14 protein-coding genes and 1 tRNA gene are annotated in these 15,055 nt (G+C 64.0%); 8 read left to right on the top strand and 7 right to left on the bottom strand.

Features of this window, described 5'->3' with window-relative positions; all coding sequences use genetic code 11:
* Positions 1-194: 194 nt before the first annotated feature.
* Together ACIGJE_RS03575 and ACIGJE_RS03570 are read right to left on the bottom strand one after the other, a co-directional pair.
* On the bottom strand, positions 195-1,514 hold the full coding sequence (locus ACIGJE_RS03575) for an MFS family transporter (protein ID WP_311934037.1): 1,320 nt from the start codon (positions 1,512-1,514) through the stop codon (positions 195-197).
* A 55-nt stretch (positions 1,515-1,569) separates the two neighbouring features.
* The gene (locus ACIGJE_RS03570; protein ID WP_415081930.1) at positions 1,570-1,857 is read right to left on the bottom strand and encodes a hypothetical protein; all 288 of its coding nucleotides are present in this window, start codon (positions 1,855-1,857) and stop codon (positions 1,570-1,572) included.
* A gap of 49 nt (positions 1,858-1,906) precedes the next feature.
* Between ACIGJE_RS03570 and ACIGJE_RS03565 the strand changes: the two genes are divergently transcribed.
* Positions 1,907-2,449, top strand: a complete 543-nt coding sequence (locus tag ACIGJE_RS03565; RefSeq protein ID WP_415081932.1) for a hypothetical protein — start codon at positions 1,907-1,909, stop codon at positions 2,447-2,449.
* Between the two features lie 145 nt (positions 2,450-2,594).
* A complete protein-coding gene (locus ACIGJE_RS03560) occupies positions 2,595-3,773 on the top strand; it encodes an SEL1-like repeat protein (protein WP_415081934.1) in 1,179 nt (392 codons plus the stop codon).
* Positions 3,774-3,937: 164 nt separating this feature from the next.
* On the opposite strand, the gene ACIGJE_RS03555 is transcribed toward ACIGJE_RS03560, so the two are convergent.
* A tRNA-Thr gene (locus tag ACIGJE_RS03555) sits at positions 3,938-4,013 on the bottom strand.
* 325 nt (positions 4,014-4,338) lie between these two features.
* On the opposite strand from ACIGJE_RS03555, the gene rpmB reads away from it, so the two are divergent.
* From rpmB to ACIGJE_RS03535, 4 genes are all read left to right on the top strand, one after another.
* Positions 4,339-4,629, top strand: a complete 291-nt coding sequence (gene rpmB, locus ACIGJE_RS03550; RefSeq protein WP_311934034.1) for a 50S ribosomal protein L28 — start codon at positions 4,339-4,341, stop codon at positions 4,627-4,629.
* 246 nt (positions 4,630-4,875) lie between these two features.
* Positions 4,876-5,874, top strand: a complete 999-nt coding sequence (locus tag ACIGJE_RS03545; protein ID WP_311934033.1) for a TerC family protein — start codon at positions 4,876-4,878, stop codon at positions 5,872-5,874.
* Positions 5,875-6,209: 335 nt separating this feature from the next.
* Complete coding sequence (locus ACIGJE_RS03540) at positions 6,210-6,485, top strand: hypothetical protein (protein WP_068283375.1); 276 nt, start codon at positions 6,210-6,212, stop codon at positions 6,483-6,485.
* Between the two features lie 278 nt (positions 6,486-6,763).
* Complete coding sequence (locus ACIGJE_RS03535; RefSeq protein WP_367623499.1) at positions 6,764-7,441, top strand: FecR family protein; 678 nt, start codon at positions 6,764-6,766, stop codon at positions 7,439-7,441.
* On the opposite strand, the gene ACIGJE_RS03530 is transcribed toward ACIGJE_RS03535, so the two are convergent.
* The 3 genes from ACIGJE_RS03530 to ACIGJE_RS03520 all read right to left on the bottom strand — a co-directional run bounded on the left by ACIGJE_RS03530 (position 7,377) and on the right by ACIGJE_RS03520 (position 9,208).
* Positions 7,377-8,012, bottom strand: a complete 636-nt coding sequence (locus ACIGJE_RS03530) for a GNAT family N-acetyltransferase (protein WP_311934031.1) — start codon at positions 8,010-8,012, stop codon at positions 7,377-7,379. The two genes, ACIGJE_RS03535 and ACIGJE_RS03530, sit on opposite strands and share 65 nt — an antisense overlap.
* Before the next feature lie 131 nt (positions 8,013-8,143).
* On the bottom strand, positions 8,144-8,413 hold the full coding sequence (gene rpmA, locus ACIGJE_RS03525) for a 50S ribosomal protein L27 (protein WP_068283371.1): 270 nt from the start codon (positions 8,411-8,413) through the stop codon (positions 8,144-8,146).
* Positions 8,414-8,533: 120 nt separating this feature from the next.
* Positions 8,534-9,208, bottom strand: coding sequence for a 50S ribosomal protein L21 (locus ACIGJE_RS03520; protein ID WP_415081938.1), 675 nt, complete (start codon positions 9,206-9,208; stop codon positions 8,534-8,536).
* A 366-nt stretch (positions 9,209-9,574) separates the two neighbouring features.
* On the opposite strand from ACIGJE_RS03520, the gene ACIGJE_RS03515 reads away from it, so the two are divergent.
* Together ACIGJE_RS03515 and ACIGJE_RS03510 are read left to right on the top strand one after the other, a co-directional pair.
* Entirely contained in the window at positions 9,575-10,213 is a 639-nt protein-coding gene (locus tag ACIGJE_RS03515) for a tetratricopeptide repeat protein (protein WP_367623497.1), read from the top strand.
* A 288-nt stretch (positions 10,214-10,501) separates the two neighbouring features.
* Positions 10,502-12,193: a GMC family oxidoreductase gene (locus tag ACIGJE_RS03510; RefSeq protein WP_415081941.1), complete on the top strand. Its 1,692-nt coding sequence runs from the start codon at positions 10,502-10,504 to the stop codon at positions 12,191-12,193.
* A 152-nt stretch (positions 12,194-12,345) separates the two neighbouring features.
* On the opposite strand, the gene ACIGJE_RS03505 is transcribed toward ACIGJE_RS03510, so the two are convergent.
* Complete coding sequence (locus ACIGJE_RS03505; protein ID WP_415081943.1) at positions 12,346-15,042, bottom strand: nitrate reductase; 2,697 nt, start codon at positions 15,040-15,042, stop codon at positions 12,346-12,348.
* Between the last annotated feature and the right edge of the window lie 13 nt (positions 15,043-15,055).

Genomic DNA, 15,055 nt, shown 5'->3' with positions numbered 1-15,055 from the left:
GCGCCGGATCCTCGGTCTGTTCGGCACCATCGACAATCCCAAGAGGCATCGAGGATGCCTCTTGGGGCTGCACCAGCAAGCGGGCGGGAAGTCCAGGCTGGATGCCCATGCGCCACCAGGCAGAATTGGCGCCATTGCTCCCCGTTTTCGCCGAAACCCTGCCCGCGCTTTCAGGCATGGGGCTCCAGGAGCGCCTATTCCGTGCCTTCGCCCGCCAGATAGGTCGGCCGGTTGGCGAGCATGGTGAGGGCGGTGAGGAAGGCAATCGCGCACATCGCCGTGACGTACCAGAAGAACCAGGTCTCATGGCCTGCATCCTTGAAAGCGAGCGCCACCGCCTCGGCCGAGCCGCCGAAGAGGGCATTGGCGATGGCGTAGGAGAGGCCGACCCCGAGCGCCCGGACCTCGGCCGGAAACATCTCGGCTTTCACGAGCCCGCTGATCGAGGTGTAGAAGGACACGATCGCGAGCGCCGCCACCACCAGGATATAGGCCGAGAGCGGACTCTCAACGCTGCCGATCGCCGTCAGGAGCGGCACGGTGCACAGTGTCGCGAGGCCACCGAACAGCATCATCGACCATTTCCGCCCGATCCTATCGGAAAGCGCGCCGAAGAGCGGCTGCATGCACATATAGGTAAACAGCACCGCCGTCATGGTGACGTTGGCCGTCTCCTTGGCCATGTGTGCCGTGTTGACCAGATATTTCTGCATGTAGGTGGTGAAGGTGTAGAAGATCAGCGAGCCACCGGCCGTGTAGCCTATCACGGTCAGGAAAGGTCGCGGATGCCGGCGGAGCAGGCCGACAAGCGAGCCGGCTTCCTTGCGGGCGCGTGTCTCCGCCGACGAGGTCTCGTGCAGGGAGCGCCGCAGGTAGAAGGCGACGACGGCGGCGCAAGCGCCCACAACGAAGGGAATCCGCCAGCCCCAGGCCCGCATTTCCTCGTCGCTGAACAAGAGTTCGAGGATGACGATGACGGCCGAGGCGAGGAGCTGGCCGCCGATCAGCGTCACATATTGGAAAGAACCGAAGAAGCCGCGCCGCCCGGCGAGCGCAACCTCACTCATATAGGTCGCCGATGTCCCGTATTCGCCGCCCACGGAGAGGCCCTGGACCATCCGGCAGAGCAGGAGAAGGATCGGTGCCAGGATGCCCGCCGTGGCGTAAGTCGGCAGCAGCGCGATCGCCAGAGATCCCGCACACATCATCAGGACCGAGATCATCATCGAGTTCTTGCGGCCGTAGCGGTCGGCAATCCAGCCGAAAAGCCAGCCCCCGATCGGCCGCATGAGGAAACCGATGGCGAAGACCGCCGAGGAATAGAGGAGCTGGGTGGTCGGTTCGGCATTCTTGATGAAGCCGAAGAAGGCACTCGAAAAGTAGAGCGCCGTAAACGCATAGGCGTAGAAATCAAACCATTCGACAAGATTTCCGGAAGATGAACCGACAATCGCCATCACCCGCCGGCGGGTATCATGTGGGTCTTCTGCCGCCATGGCTGCGGTGTTACTCATATGTCTCCCCCCTGGTTGACCTTGTCTTTAGGTCTGTCTTTCAAAGCGATTGCGATCATGCTGCGGGTTTGCTGATCCGGGCAAGCCATTTTTCCCGAACGGCAAGGACAGGATGCCCGGACGGGCGCCGATCCTTGAAACCGTTGGTCAGATCGATGATCTCGTCCTCGATGTTTCTGGGTGGCAAAGACCAGATCGCGCTCCATAGCGACGCCACGGCGCCCATCCGTTCTGCCGCCTGTCGGGGCTGGACCATGTGCCGGCGGGCAATATGGCGGGCGAACGGAAGCTGCAGGATCTTGAAGGATCTTGAATGCTTGCAGGGCTTCTCGATATTGGCCACGAAGGAGCGTTGTCGAAAAGCCCATTGAGACTTTGGGCGGGACCTGCGCATGAGCGACGATCGTTGGAACCTCTATCTGTTTGAACGCCATGACCGGCAGCAGATCGCGCAATGGGCGCGCAGGCTCCGCTATTTCCGGTTCTGTCGGGCGGTCGGCGGCCATGCCAATGATGGCGATGAACTGCTGGTGGCCATCGGCCTGCAGGCAGGGGCCGATCTGGCGGATGTCTGTGCCGCCTTGGGCATCGTGCTGGAGGCCGTTGCGCCCGGCTCCCCACAACCGGTGCCAGGCGTCGCCTATACGGCAGAGGCCTATCAGGGCTTTGCGTCCATCGTGCCCGGAACCAAGGGCATCCTTCAGCCTGGCCATATCGAACTGGCTGGGCAACCCGTCTATGCGCATGCGCAGACGAATCGACTGGAAATCAGCCTGAGCGACCCCGACTCTCCCTACGAGGTCACGGAAGCGACCGTTCGCTCAGCAGAGCGGATGGAAGCACTGCTCGCACCACTGGCAGATCGTCTGATCGACCCGCCGCGCGCCAGCCGGCATTGTGTCTGCCCGGCCCATTATCCCGAAATGTGGAATTGAACGTCAGCTTTTTACAAGAACTGCCGGTTACCCTGGTGTTCAGTTATGCTGCCGGAAGTCGAAGCATCGGTGTTTTTGTCTGTAGTAGGCGGGGATGTTGTGCCATCCCTTGGGAGCTGGCGGGGGCGGCGGCAAGGGCGCAAATATGCGATCTATCCATATCCTATTGGTTTCATCTCTCGCAGCAAGCCTCGTCTCGTGCGCTCCGACCAACGAAGAGGCACAAAACGCCTTTGACAAGCACGACTACGTCACAGCTTTGAAAGATTGGCAGGCATTGGCCAAAAGGGGGGACGCGGGAGCGCAATTCGGCTTGGGCGTACTCTATGCAAATGGCTTTGGTGTTGCGCAGGATTATGCTCAGGCGGCCGTTTGGTATCGGCTTGCCGCCGATCAGGGCTTGCCCGATGCAGAGAACAATCTGGCGGTCCTCTATCAACGCGGCCAAGGCGTTACACAAGATTATGCCGTGGCGTTTGCATGGGCTCACAAAGCCGCGGATCAGGGTCACGCTGGGGGACAGGTTAATACCGGAAACGCCTATCGAGATGGAATCGGGGTTCCGCAAAACCAAGCGCTAGCATTTGTATTGTATCAGAAGGCAGCGGACCAAGGTCTCGCTGATGCACAGGCGGCGCTCGGTTTAATGTACGCGCACGGCCTTGGCGTTCCCAAAGACGACAGCAAGGCTGTTGCGCTGCTCCGCAAGGCTTCCGACCAGGGTTCTGCCACAGGGCAATACGACCTCGCTATCCTCTATGCTACTGGTCAGGGTGTTACACGTGACGACAAGCAGGCCTTGGCGTTGCTGCGCAAAGCAGCGGATCAGGATTTCGCACCTGCTGAATGCAACATAGGCGTAGCGTACGCTCATGGTCTAGGTGTGTCCGCTGATGATGCCCAGGCGGCAGCTTGGTTTCGAAAAGCCGCCGAACAAGGCGATGCTCGCGGTCAGGACAACCTTGGGAAGGCCTATCTTTTTGGAAAGGGAGTCACAAAAGACTATGGGCAAGCTTTTGTTTGGCTACGCAAAGCGGCGGACCAGAACGATGCTTCGGCCCAAGGGAGTCTTGGAATGATGTATTGGATTGGTCAAGGTACCCCACAAGATCTTACCCAGGCACTCCCTTTGCTCCGCAAGGCAGCGGGGAGGGGCGACGCTACCGGCCAAAATGGCCTCGGCGTTGCCTATGCGACCGGCCGTGGTGTTCCTCAGAATTTTACCGAAGCAGCAACCTGGTTTCGCAAAGCGGCCGATCAGGGCAGTACTGATGGGCGACGCAATCTTGCGCTTCTCCTCGCCCAACAAACCAACCAAAAATAAGCCGGAACCCAAACAGGGACAAATATTCTGAGATTTCCGAAGCGGATGTTTAGGTACCCTTTGCGCGAGCAATCTGCTTCATCAAGCATTTGATTGGAGATGGCGCTAGGGTCGTAGAGATCGCTTCTTATGAAACCCCTCTGGCCTATCTGCGAAGGGAAAACTGGTGCCGCTTGCGTGACTCGAACACGCGACCCCATCATTACGAATGATGTGCTCTACCGGCTGAGCTAAAGCGGCGCCAACGGTCGTTCAGAAGGCGATCCTTGCGGATGCGCCGCCCTGATACAGGCAAGCACAGCGGAAGGCAAGCCCTCTCGCGCATGCGGCCCAAGTTTAGAGTCAAACTCTTGACGCGGCACAAGCTCCCGACTATAGCAACCCACACAAATTTTGGCGGGAGGTTCCGCCCCCATTCTGGGGTGGCGGTTTTCTTTTTGCCCAAGCGGTTCTGTCGGCGCAAGCCATGCAGGATTGCCGGACCCTCTTAACACCGGCAGGTTCTTCCGGATCTGCCCTGGCCCCGCTGCAGCGGCGCCGTTCCGAATCGAGAAGGATAGACAAGATGTCCCGCCGTTGCTCGTTGACCGAGAAGGGCGTTCAGACCGGCCACAAGGTGAGCCATTCGAACGTCAAGACCAAGCGCAAGTTCCTGCCGAACCTGCACAATGTCACGCTGATCTCCGACGTGCTCGGCCGCTCCGTGCGCCTGCGCGTCTCGGCCGCCGGCCTGCGCACCGTCGAGCACAATGGTGGCCTCGACGCCTGGCTGATCAAGGCCTCCAAGGATGAGCTTTCCGCGCCGGCCCTGCGCCTGAAGCGCGAAATCGAAAAGAAAATGACGACTGCCCACTAAGGCTGGTTGCATAACTGACTTTTCGGGCCGGGGCCTTGCGCTCCGGCCTTTTTCGTTGTCGGGCCGCATGGCGTCTGCAGCCCGTCCTGCTCCAGATGAGCAAAGCTTAATGTGACCTCCCCTTGACGGGACATGCCCGTATCGGCGATTTGAAAGCGCCGGTTACCGGGCCCCTCTGGCGCATGCCCTGCATGACGCGATGTCGGAGCCGGCTTCGATGTTCTCGAAGCAAAAGGGTCCGGCACGATGCTCGATTTCCTGTATTCCGATTTTGCCGGCCAGCCGACCTGGATGTGGCTGGCCTTCCTCGCCTTCGTGGCGTTGCTGCTCGCCTTCGACCTCGGCGTGCTCAACCGCGACGACAAGGTGCTCAGCGTCGCCGACAGTTTCAAATTGTCGGCTGTCTATATCGCCATCGCCATGGCTTTCGGCGGTGCCATCTGGTGGGGCATGGATACCCGCCCCGACGGCACCAGCCCGGCGCTCGACTATTTCACCGGCTATTTCATCGAGAAGTCGCTGTCGATCGACAATGTCTTCGTCATCGCACTGATCTTCCGCTACTTCGCCGTGCCGCCCGCCTATCAGTATCGCGCCCTGGTCTGGGGTATCCTGGCCGCCGTGGTGCTGCGCGGCATCATGATCGCGGCCGGCGCCAGCATCGTGCAGAGCTATGGCTGGGTGCTCTATATCTTCGCGGCCTTCCTGATCCTGACCGGCCTTCGCATGCTGGTGGCCTCGGATGACCATGCCGAGTTCAAGGAAAACTGGCTGGTGCGCTTCCTGCGCCGCCATATGCGCATCAGCGAGGACCTGCATGGCAGCCGCTTCGTGGTGCGCCAGCCGGACCGCACCACCGGCCGGAACCTGCTGCATGCCACGCCGCTGCTGCTGGCCCTGATCGTCATCAACGTCGCCGACATCGTCTTCGCCGTGGACTCGGTGCCGGCCATTCTCGCCATCACCACCGATACCTTCATCGTCTACACCGCCAATATCATGGCCATTCTCGGCCTGAGGGCGCTCTATTTCGCTCTGGCGGCGATGATCGATCGCTTCCACTACCTCAAATATGCGCTGGCCCTCGTCCTCGTCTTCATCGGGGGCAAGATCTATTGGGGCCATCTCGTCGGCAAGGTCGATCCGGCCCTCGCCCTGATCGTGACCGTGGCGATCATCGTCGGCGGCATCGTCTTCTCGCTTTGGAAGACGCGAGGCCAGGACAGCTCGAGCGTTTCCTCCTGACGATGGTGGAGAAGAAAGGGCAACTCCCGCAAAAGTTGAGCTGTTTCAGCGGGAACAGACGGGCTAGAGTGATGGCGTGATGATGGCTTGATCGGGTTCGTCCGCTCTTTGCGGAGCAATGGAGCCGGTCAGCGTCGCCGGGACGGATCCTGCGATCCGTTCCCGTCCGGGGGGAAAAGAAGGCAGAGGCCATGCCAGGCGGCATGGCCGGAATGGTTTCGTGCGGTTTCTCCTCCCGACAGGCAGCGCTTTTGAGCAATCATCATCCGAAAGCCTGCCCGCACGGCTTGCCGGGCCCTGCTTTTCGGAATCGTGTTCGAGCGAGGAGAACTGCGATGACGATTTCCGGCCTGAAGCTTCGCTATCTGCTGCTGGGCGCCGTGCTGGGCGCGGCCGCCCTGGCGCCGCTGCCAGCCTCCGCCCAATATGGTGGCGGGGGGTATGGCGGTGGCGGATACAACAGCGGCGGCTATGACGATGACGACTATGGCGGCGGCTATCGCCGGCAATATCGTCCCCGCTGCTATTATCGCGTCGTGCGGGTGTATGACGACTATTATGGGCGCTACGTCAAGCGGCGCCAGCGCGTCTGCGAACGCAGCGGCTACTAAAACAAAGCACGTTGGGGCCGGAAACGGTTTCGCCCCATAGCATCGAACCCGATCTCGAAACCGGGTTCGATGCATATTTGCGATTCGGGGTGCTTCTGCCGAATTGCAAAATGCTCTAGAGGTTTTCTACAGCGCCGGGTTCGATTTGGATTGGAGCCAGTGCTGGCCACGTGCCACTTGTCACGGCCCAGACGGAATCCTTGGCCTATGGCATTCGGACAAGGATTGTGTTTCGTGGCTTTCCGCCCCAGGACGGATAGGGACAAGGAAGCGTCATCATGTTGATTCACCGCCGTACCGTGCTTGCCGGTCTGGCCCTTGCCGGGCTGCGGCCGGGTGTCGCCTCGGCGATGCAGATCGTCGAGGCTGGCACCGTGCTGGCCGTCACCGGGCAGACCACCGGGCAGCTCAAGGGCGAGAAACGTGCCCTCCAGGTCGGCGAGCCGGTTTTCATCGACGACATGCTGGCAACCGGAGAAGGCGCCCGGCTGGCGGCGCGGCTCGGGGATGCCACGCGCCTGTCCCTGGGCGAACGCACGCGGGTGCGCATCGACAAGTTCCTGGTGGACCGAGGCGGCGACCTGGTGCTGGAGCGCGGTGCCATGCTGTTCGACCGGCCCGACAACCAGCCCTCCGGCCCGCTCAACGTCACCACACCGTTCGGCCTGATCGCCGCCCGCGGCACCAAGTTCTTCGCCGGCCCCAGTGAAGGCGTGTTCGGCGTCTTCGTCGAGCATGGCGTGGTCACCGTCGCCACCAAGGGTGGTCAGGTGACCCTCACCAACGGCCTCGGCACCAACCTCGTCAATGCCAGGCAGGCGCCGTCCGAGCCGACGAGCTGGAATACGCTGCGCATCGCCCAGGCGGAAGCATCCGTGATCGGCGGGGCTTCTATGGAGTCAGCTCCGCCAGCGGCGGCGGTGCCTCGCGGACCACGGCCGGCACCCAAGCCTTGAAGCTCGCCCAGTCGGGGCGGGCCAGGCTGAAGCGATCGATCGGCAGGGCGCCGCCACGGGCCGGCGCATGCTGCAGGCCGGAATTGACATAGCGCAGCCCGCACTTTTCCATCACCCGGCGCGAGGCCTCGTTGATCACCCGGCATTCGCCGGTGATCGAGGTGATCGGCAGGGTCGAAAAGCCGTGGTCGATCAGGGCCCGCGCCGCTTCCGTCGCCAGCCCCTGGCCCCAATGGGGCTTGCCCAGCCAATAGCCGATCTCCGCGCTCTCGCGCTTGGGAAAGCGCAAGCCGATGCAGCCGAGGAAGGCACCGCTGTCGCGGCATTCGATCGCGAAGGCGAGTTCCTTGCCGGCCTTGCGAGCTTCGTCCTGATAGCGCACGAAGGTTTCGGCGTCGGTCTCGCCATAGGGGAAGGGCAGGCGTCCCGTCATCAACGCCACCGCCGAATCATTGGCAAGGCGCGCCATCGAGGGCACGTCGCCGAGATGGGGTTTGCGCAACACCAGGCGCAGGGTCTCGATCTCGATCGAGGCAATGGTGATGGCCGGGAGAGACTTGTAAGGGGGCATGATGGGCTCCTGGCAAGAAGAAGGGGCGGACTGGATTTCTCCACCGCCCCTGCGTCAACCTGGAGTCCCAAATGGGGTCTTTTCAGGTCCGCCGGTCCAGTGGAGCCGGCGGAGCTTCTGACCCGCCGGGATTATTCTGCTGCTACTTTGGTCGTGGCGACGTTGACGTAAATTCGGCCGTTGGCTCGGGTGCGGAAGTCCACTCGGCCGTCGGTAAGTGCAAAAAGGGTATGATCCTTGCCCATGCCGACATTGACGCCCGGATGCCACTTCGTGCCGCGCTGGCGCACGATGATGTTGCCAGCAACGACGGCTTCCGAACCGAACTTCTTCACGCCCAAGCGACGACCGGCCGAATCACGACCGTTGCGCGACGAACCGCCTGCTTTTTTGTGAGCCATGGCGATAACTCCTCGAATCCTATCTACGCCGGTGCTGTGACACGGCGGTGAAATCCATCAATCGGGGGCGACAATGCCCGAAAGCCGGGCTGTTGTCGACCCCATCGCTCCGAAACCGGCTCAGAGATCCTTGCCGGAAGCCTGCTCGGCCTGGTCGACCTTGGCGCGGGGCGGCTTGCCGTCCAGCAGTTCCTTGGCCTGGATGACCCACTCTTCGCGGGCGGCGCGGCCGCGCAGCGAGAGCTCTTCATCCCACTTGGCGATGTCGGCATCGGTCCAGGCGGCGATGTCGTTCCAGCTGTTGATGCCGGCGGCACGCAGCTTCTTCTCGATGGTCGGGCCGATGCCCGAGATCAGCGAGAGGTTGGAGGCATCGAGACCACCGGCCGGAACGGCGGCGGCAGCGACGGGAGCTTCGTCCTTGGCAGCCAGATTCTTGGCAGCTTGGGCGGGCTTGGCCGCAGCCTTGGAAGGCTTGGCGCCGCCCGTGAGGATCTCGGCGATCCGCACCACGGTCTGGTGCTGGCGATGGCCGCGCTTGCGCTTCGAATTCTGCCGGCGGCGCTTCTTGAAAGCAATGACCTTGTCGTCACGGTCCTGCTCGACCACCTCGGCGGCAACCGAAGCACCGGCAACCGTGGGGGTACCGAAAGTCAGGCCGGCGTCACCGCCAACGGCCAGGATTTCGGGGAATACGATGACTTCTCCAACCTTGGCGTCGAGCTTCTCGACCCGGAGAACGTCATTCTGATTGACGCGGTATTGCTTACCGCCCGTCTTGATGACCGCGAACATGTTTTTCCTCGTTCGGACCCGGCTTTCGCCCGCCTTGCTCCCTGAAGGGAAACGAGACGGATCGGGTCCTTGCCTGAGCAAAGTCCCCGCAGCGGCCGGCTTTTCCAGTCGTTGATATCAACCACCCGCTTTTGCGAAATCGGGTAGCCACGAAAAAAGGCACGCGGCCCAAAGGCCGCGCGCTGGCGTGGCTTATACAGCCATGAGCCGCAGAGTCAAGGAAAGTGACGGCCGAATCGCCGATTGGTTCGGCGGGCGCAGGAGAAAGATGCGGTCCGCCCCGCGCTGCTCTCCCGAAAGTAACACTGAGGCGAATAATATCCCATTCCAGGTGTTTTCCCGGCATCCATGCAAGGGAGAGACATCATGTCCTTAGTCCAGCCTTCGACACGCCGCCTGGCGGTCACGGTTCTTTCGACGGCCTTTCTGCTGGCCGCGGGCGCGGCCCTCGCCGCGGGCGGTGGCGGCGGCGGTGGCAGTTCCGGTGGAGGTGGTTCCGGTGGCGGTGCCGGTGGTGGGGGAGGTGGCAACGGCTCCAGCGGTGGAGGCGGTGCCACCCAGGGCAAGCCGATCACCGACATGACCACCTGTCCGCGGGGCCAGGTCTGGAGCACCCGCAAGAAAGCCTGCCTCAAGCTGAAATCCGAAGCGCTGCCCGATGACGACATGGCCAACTATGCCTGGGTGCTCGCCAAGGCCGACCGCTATGACGAATCGCTGCAGGTCCTGGATCTGCTCAAGGATCCGAATACCGCCAAGGCTCTCAACTATCGCGGCTATGCCACGCGCAAGCTTGGCCGGACCGACGAGGGCATCGGCTATTATCTGAAATCGGTGGCGGCCGATCCCCAATACGCACAGGTCCGCGAATATCTGGGCGAGGCCTATGTGATCAAGGGCCGGCTCGATCTGGCCAAACAGCAGCTCGACACCATCAAGACGCTCTGCGGTACCGGCTGCGAGGAATATCAGGACCTGAACGAGGCGATCGAGAAAGGCATCTGATCGCTGCTGTTCCGCCGGAAATAGCCTCCGGCATGATCGACAAGCAAAGTGTGCAGACCCCTTTCCCCTCGAAGGGGTTTGTGCGGGTGTGGCCCTGCCGGTTTTCGTCGCGGTAGCCGGCGGGGCTTCACTCCCTCCTGACTCGCGCTTCCACATCATGTTGCCAAGTCGCGGGGCAAAGTCGTGGCCTCCCGGGCCGGCGGCACCGGGTCAGCTCCTTTCATTTCCGTTTGGAGAGCAGCGGCAAGCCCGGCTATGACTGGTGGCGCTGATATCGAGGGTGGAAGCATGTCGCGCGGCAAGGCTGAGCAGTCCGGCTCTTTGGCGGGCCCGTTCGATTTCATCGTGGTGGGAGGTGGCTCGGCCGGGTGCCTGCTGGCCAATCGGCTCTCCAGCAATCCCAGCCGGCAGGTATTGCTACTGGAAGCGGGGCGGCCGGACAACTACCCCTGGATCCATATCCCGGTCGGCTATCTCTATTGCATCGGCAATCCGCGCACCGACTGGCTCTACCAGACCGAGGCCGAGCCCGGCCTGAACGGGCGCTCGCTGCGCTATCCGCGCGGCAAGACCCTTGGCGGCTGTTCCTCCATCAATGGCATGATCTATATGCGCGGCCAGGCGCGCGACTATGATGGCTGGGCTGCCGCGACGAGCGACGAGGCCTGGAACTGGGCGAACAGCCTGCCCGACTTCAAGGCGCATGAGAATCACTATCGCCTCGATAGCGGGGCCGATCCCGCCACCGGCGACAACAGCCGCTTTTCCGACATGCATGGCCATGGCGGCGAATGGCGCATCGAAAAGCAGCGTCTGCGCTGGGATATCCTGGATGCCTTCGCCGAGGCGGCGGTGCAGGCCGGCGTGCCGCGCACCGAGGATTTCAACAGCGGCGACAATGAGGGCGTCGGCTATTTCGAGGTCAACCAGAAGGCCGGCTGGCGCTGGAACACCGCCAAGGCCTTCCTGCGCCCGGCGCGCGCCCGTCCCAATCTCACGGTGTGGACGCAGGCTGAGGTCGAGCGCCTGACGTTCGCGGCCGGTGACGATGGGCGGCAGCGCTGCACCGGCGTGATCCTGCGGCGTGGCGGTGAACGCGTCGAGGTCCAGGCCAGGCGCGAGGTCATCCTTTCGGCCGGCGCGGTCGGCTCGCCCCAGATCCTGCAGCTTTCCGGCATCGGCCCGGCCGGCCTGCTGCAGTCCCACGGCATCGAGGTCGTGCATGATTTGCCCGGCGTGGGCGAGAACCTGCAGGACCATCTGCAGATCCGGGCCGTGTTCAAGATCGAGGGGGCTCGCACGCTCAACACGCTGGCGAGCAGCCTGACCGGCAAGATGGGCATCGGCCTCGAATATATGCTCCGGCGCAGTGGGCCGATGAGCATGGCGCCTTCCCAGCTCGGCGCCTTCAGCCGCTCCGACCCCGGCAGGGCCCATGCCAATCTGGAATATCATGTGCAGCCGCTCAGCCTGAACGCCTTCGGCGAACCCCTGCACAATTTCCCGGCCTTCACGGCGAGCGTGTGCAATCTCAATCCGACCAGCCGGGGCAGCGTGCGCATCCGCTCCAACCGGGCCGGCGATGCGCCGGCCATCGCCCCCAGCTATCTCTCGACGGAGGAGGACCGCAAGGTCGCCGCCGACAGCCTGCGCCATGTCCGCAACATCGTGAGCCAGCCGGCGCTGGCCCCCTACAAGCCGGTGGAATGGAAGCCGGGTATCGAGTTCCAGACCGACGAGGAACTGGCACGCCTGGCCGGCGACATCGCCAGCACCATCTTCCATCCCGTCGGCACCACCAGGATGGGCCGGGCCGACGATCCCGAGGCGGTGGTCGACAGCCATCTGCGCGTCCGCGGCATCGACGGCCTGCGCGTGGTCGATGCCGGGGTGATGCCGGCGATCACCAGCGGCAATACCAATTCGCCGACCCTGATGATTGCGGAAAAGGCGGCACGCTGGATCGCCCGGGGCGAGTGATCAAGGCAGAGCGGACAGGATGTCCGCGGTCCCAGTCGTGGCGATTCAGCCGCAAACCATGAGGGGCTCGCACAGGAAGCGGTGCGGCTGGGACCGCGGACGTCTCGTCCGCCTATCCCCCAAGGCCAGGCTGCGACTGCCGCGACGCCTGTTCAAGCCGGCTGGCGGCAGCCTTCTAGGATCTTGCGGATTTCCGGCCGGCAGGACCCGCAATTGGTGCCGGCTTTCAAGGCCGCGCCGATCGCCTCGACACTGTCGGCGCCACTGCGTGCCGCCGCCTCGATACGGCCCTCATCGATGCCGAAGCAGGCGCAGACCTGGCGGCTGGGGCGGATGCCGGGATCGGGCGCGCGCCCGGCCAGGATGAAACGGCGCGTGGCCGCGTCGATATGCTCGCGGGCCAGCAGGTCCGTGGCCCAGGCTGCGCCGTCGTCGTCCCGGCGCGGGCCGGTGGAAAGCAGGATCTCGAGGCGATGGTCCACGATCGAGGCGGAGCGGTAGAGATCGGCGGCGGGATTGCGCTGGTGCAGCGGGCTCGTCCACAGATTGAGCCAGTTCGAGAGGAGATCGTGCAGCGGGCCCGGTGCGCGCGGGCTGGCGAAATGGACGATTTCGCCGTCGGCGACCGTCATGCGGGCATGGCTGAGCCAGGCTGGCAGGGGCAGGCGATGGCGCGAGGCGATGAAGCCTTCCGATTGCATCGCCCAAGGGCGGATCGAGGCCGGCACCGTCTTCGAATCGGGCTGGCCGGAGATCGGATCGGTGCGGGCATGCACGAGCGAGCCGACACGGGCGCGGGCGGCGTTGGCATCGGTCCAGTGGATCGGCGCGAAGATCGAGCCGGGCTGCTGGCTGTCCGTGACCACCACCCGCAGTTCGACCTGTCCCTCGCCCGTGCTCACGGCGGCGAAGGCGCCATCCTCCAGGCCGAAGCGTTCGGCATCGGCGGGATGCACTTCCACGAAGGGGGCGTTGCGGTGCTGGGCGAGGCGCGGGCTGAGCCCGGTGCGGGTCATGGTGTGCCAGTGGTCGCGCACCCGGCCGGTGTTGAGCAGGAGCGGATGCTCCGCGGTCGGCGAGGCCGACAATGCCGGCGGCGCCAGCGGGACGAGGCGGGCGCGGCCATCGGCATGCGCGAAGCCGCCTTCGGCGAACAGGCGCTGCGTACCGGCATCCCGGCCTGATGGCAGCGGCCATTGCACGGGCTCGAGGGCATCATAGGCTTCGTCGGTGAGATCGGCGAGGCCTCCGATGTCGAACAGGCGCGCGCCGTCGTTTTCGAAGGCGGACAGGGCGGCATGCTCGCGAAAGATCGCCGCGGGGGCGGTGTACTCGAAGGCTTCGGCATGGCCGAGTCTCTTGGCGACTTCGCAGATCTGCCACCAATCGGGCCGGGCCTCGCCGGGAGGTGCCAGGAAGGGACGCTGGCGCGAGATCCGCCGCTCGGAATTGGTGACGGTGCCGTCTTTCTCGCCCCAGGCGGCCGAGGGCAGCACCACGGTCGCGGCATCCGTGAGGCCGTCGACATGGGCACTGACCTCGGAGACGGCGAGGAAATCGAGCTGGCGCAGGGCTGTTCGCATGGCGTCGGCGCGCGGCAGGCTGGCGGCCGGATTGGTGCAGAGTACCCAGAGCGCGCGGATCTCGCCACGCTCGATCGCCTCGAACATCGAGACTGCCTTGCGGCCCTCCTTCCCGGCCATGTGCGGGGCCTGCCAGAAGCGGCCGACGCGATCGACCTCGTCCGGCGCAAAGCCCATATGGGCGGCGAGCTGGTTGGCGAGCCCCCCCACCTCGCGTCCGCCCATGGCGTTGGGCTGGCCGGTGAGCGAGAAGGGCCCGCAGCCGGGCCTGCCGATGCGGCCGGCGGCGAGATGGGCGTTGAGGATGGCGTTGACCTTGTCGGTCCCCTGGGCCGACTGGTTGATGCCCTGGCTGAAGCAGGTGACGACGCGCGGCGTCTCGATCCACCAGTCGAGAAAGGCGGCGAGGGCCTGTTCTGTGAGGCCACAGCGGGCGGCGGCATCGGCGCGGCTGGGTGCGATCTCCCGGGCATTGGCCAGAGCGACTTCGAACCCGTCGGTGTGGCTGAAGACATAGTCTGCGTCGACGGCGCCTCTTTCGGCGATTTCGACCAGCAGGCGAGCGAAGAGAACGGCGTCCATGCCCGGCGCCACGGCGAGATGCAGGTCGGCGCTGTCGGCCGTCACCGTGCGGCGAGGGTCGATCACCACGATGCGGGTGCCGCGCCTGTTGCGGGCCTGTTCGATGCGCTGCCAGAGCACAGGATGGCACCAGGCCGTGTTGGAGCCGGTCAACACCACGAGGTCTGCTTCGTCGAGATCCTCGTAGCAGCCCGGCACGATGTCGGCGCCGAAGGCGCGGCGATGGCCGGCAACCGTGGAGGCCATGCACAGGCGCGAATTGGTGTCGACATTGGCCGAGCCGACAAAACCCTTCATCAGCTTGTTGGCGACGTAATAATCCTCGGTCAGCAGCTGACCCGAGAGATAGAGCGCCACCGCATTCGGACCGTGACGTTCGATCGTGTCCCTGAACCCCTTGGCGACGGCGTCGAGGGCCCGGTTCCAGGTGGTGCGCACGCCGTGGATGGTGGGATGGAGGAGGCGATGCCCGGTGGCCAGCGTCTCCCCGAGCGCCGCTCCCTTGACGCAGAGCCGGCCCTGGTTGGCGGGATGGGCGGCATCCCCCGCGATGTCGGCACCGCCCTGGCCGTCGGCGGTGGCGACGACACCGCAGCCGACCCCGCAATAGGCACAGGTGGTGCGCACGGGGGCCGGGACGGGTGCGATCGTCGCAGGATCGGGGGCGGGCATGGAGACGTTCATGGGTGGGGTCTCC

It is taken from the genome of Labrys sp. E2SS-1L, assembly GCF_057073705.1.
Note: the sequence above shows the minus strand (reverse complement) of the source record. Positions and strands in the feature narration are given on the sequence as shown.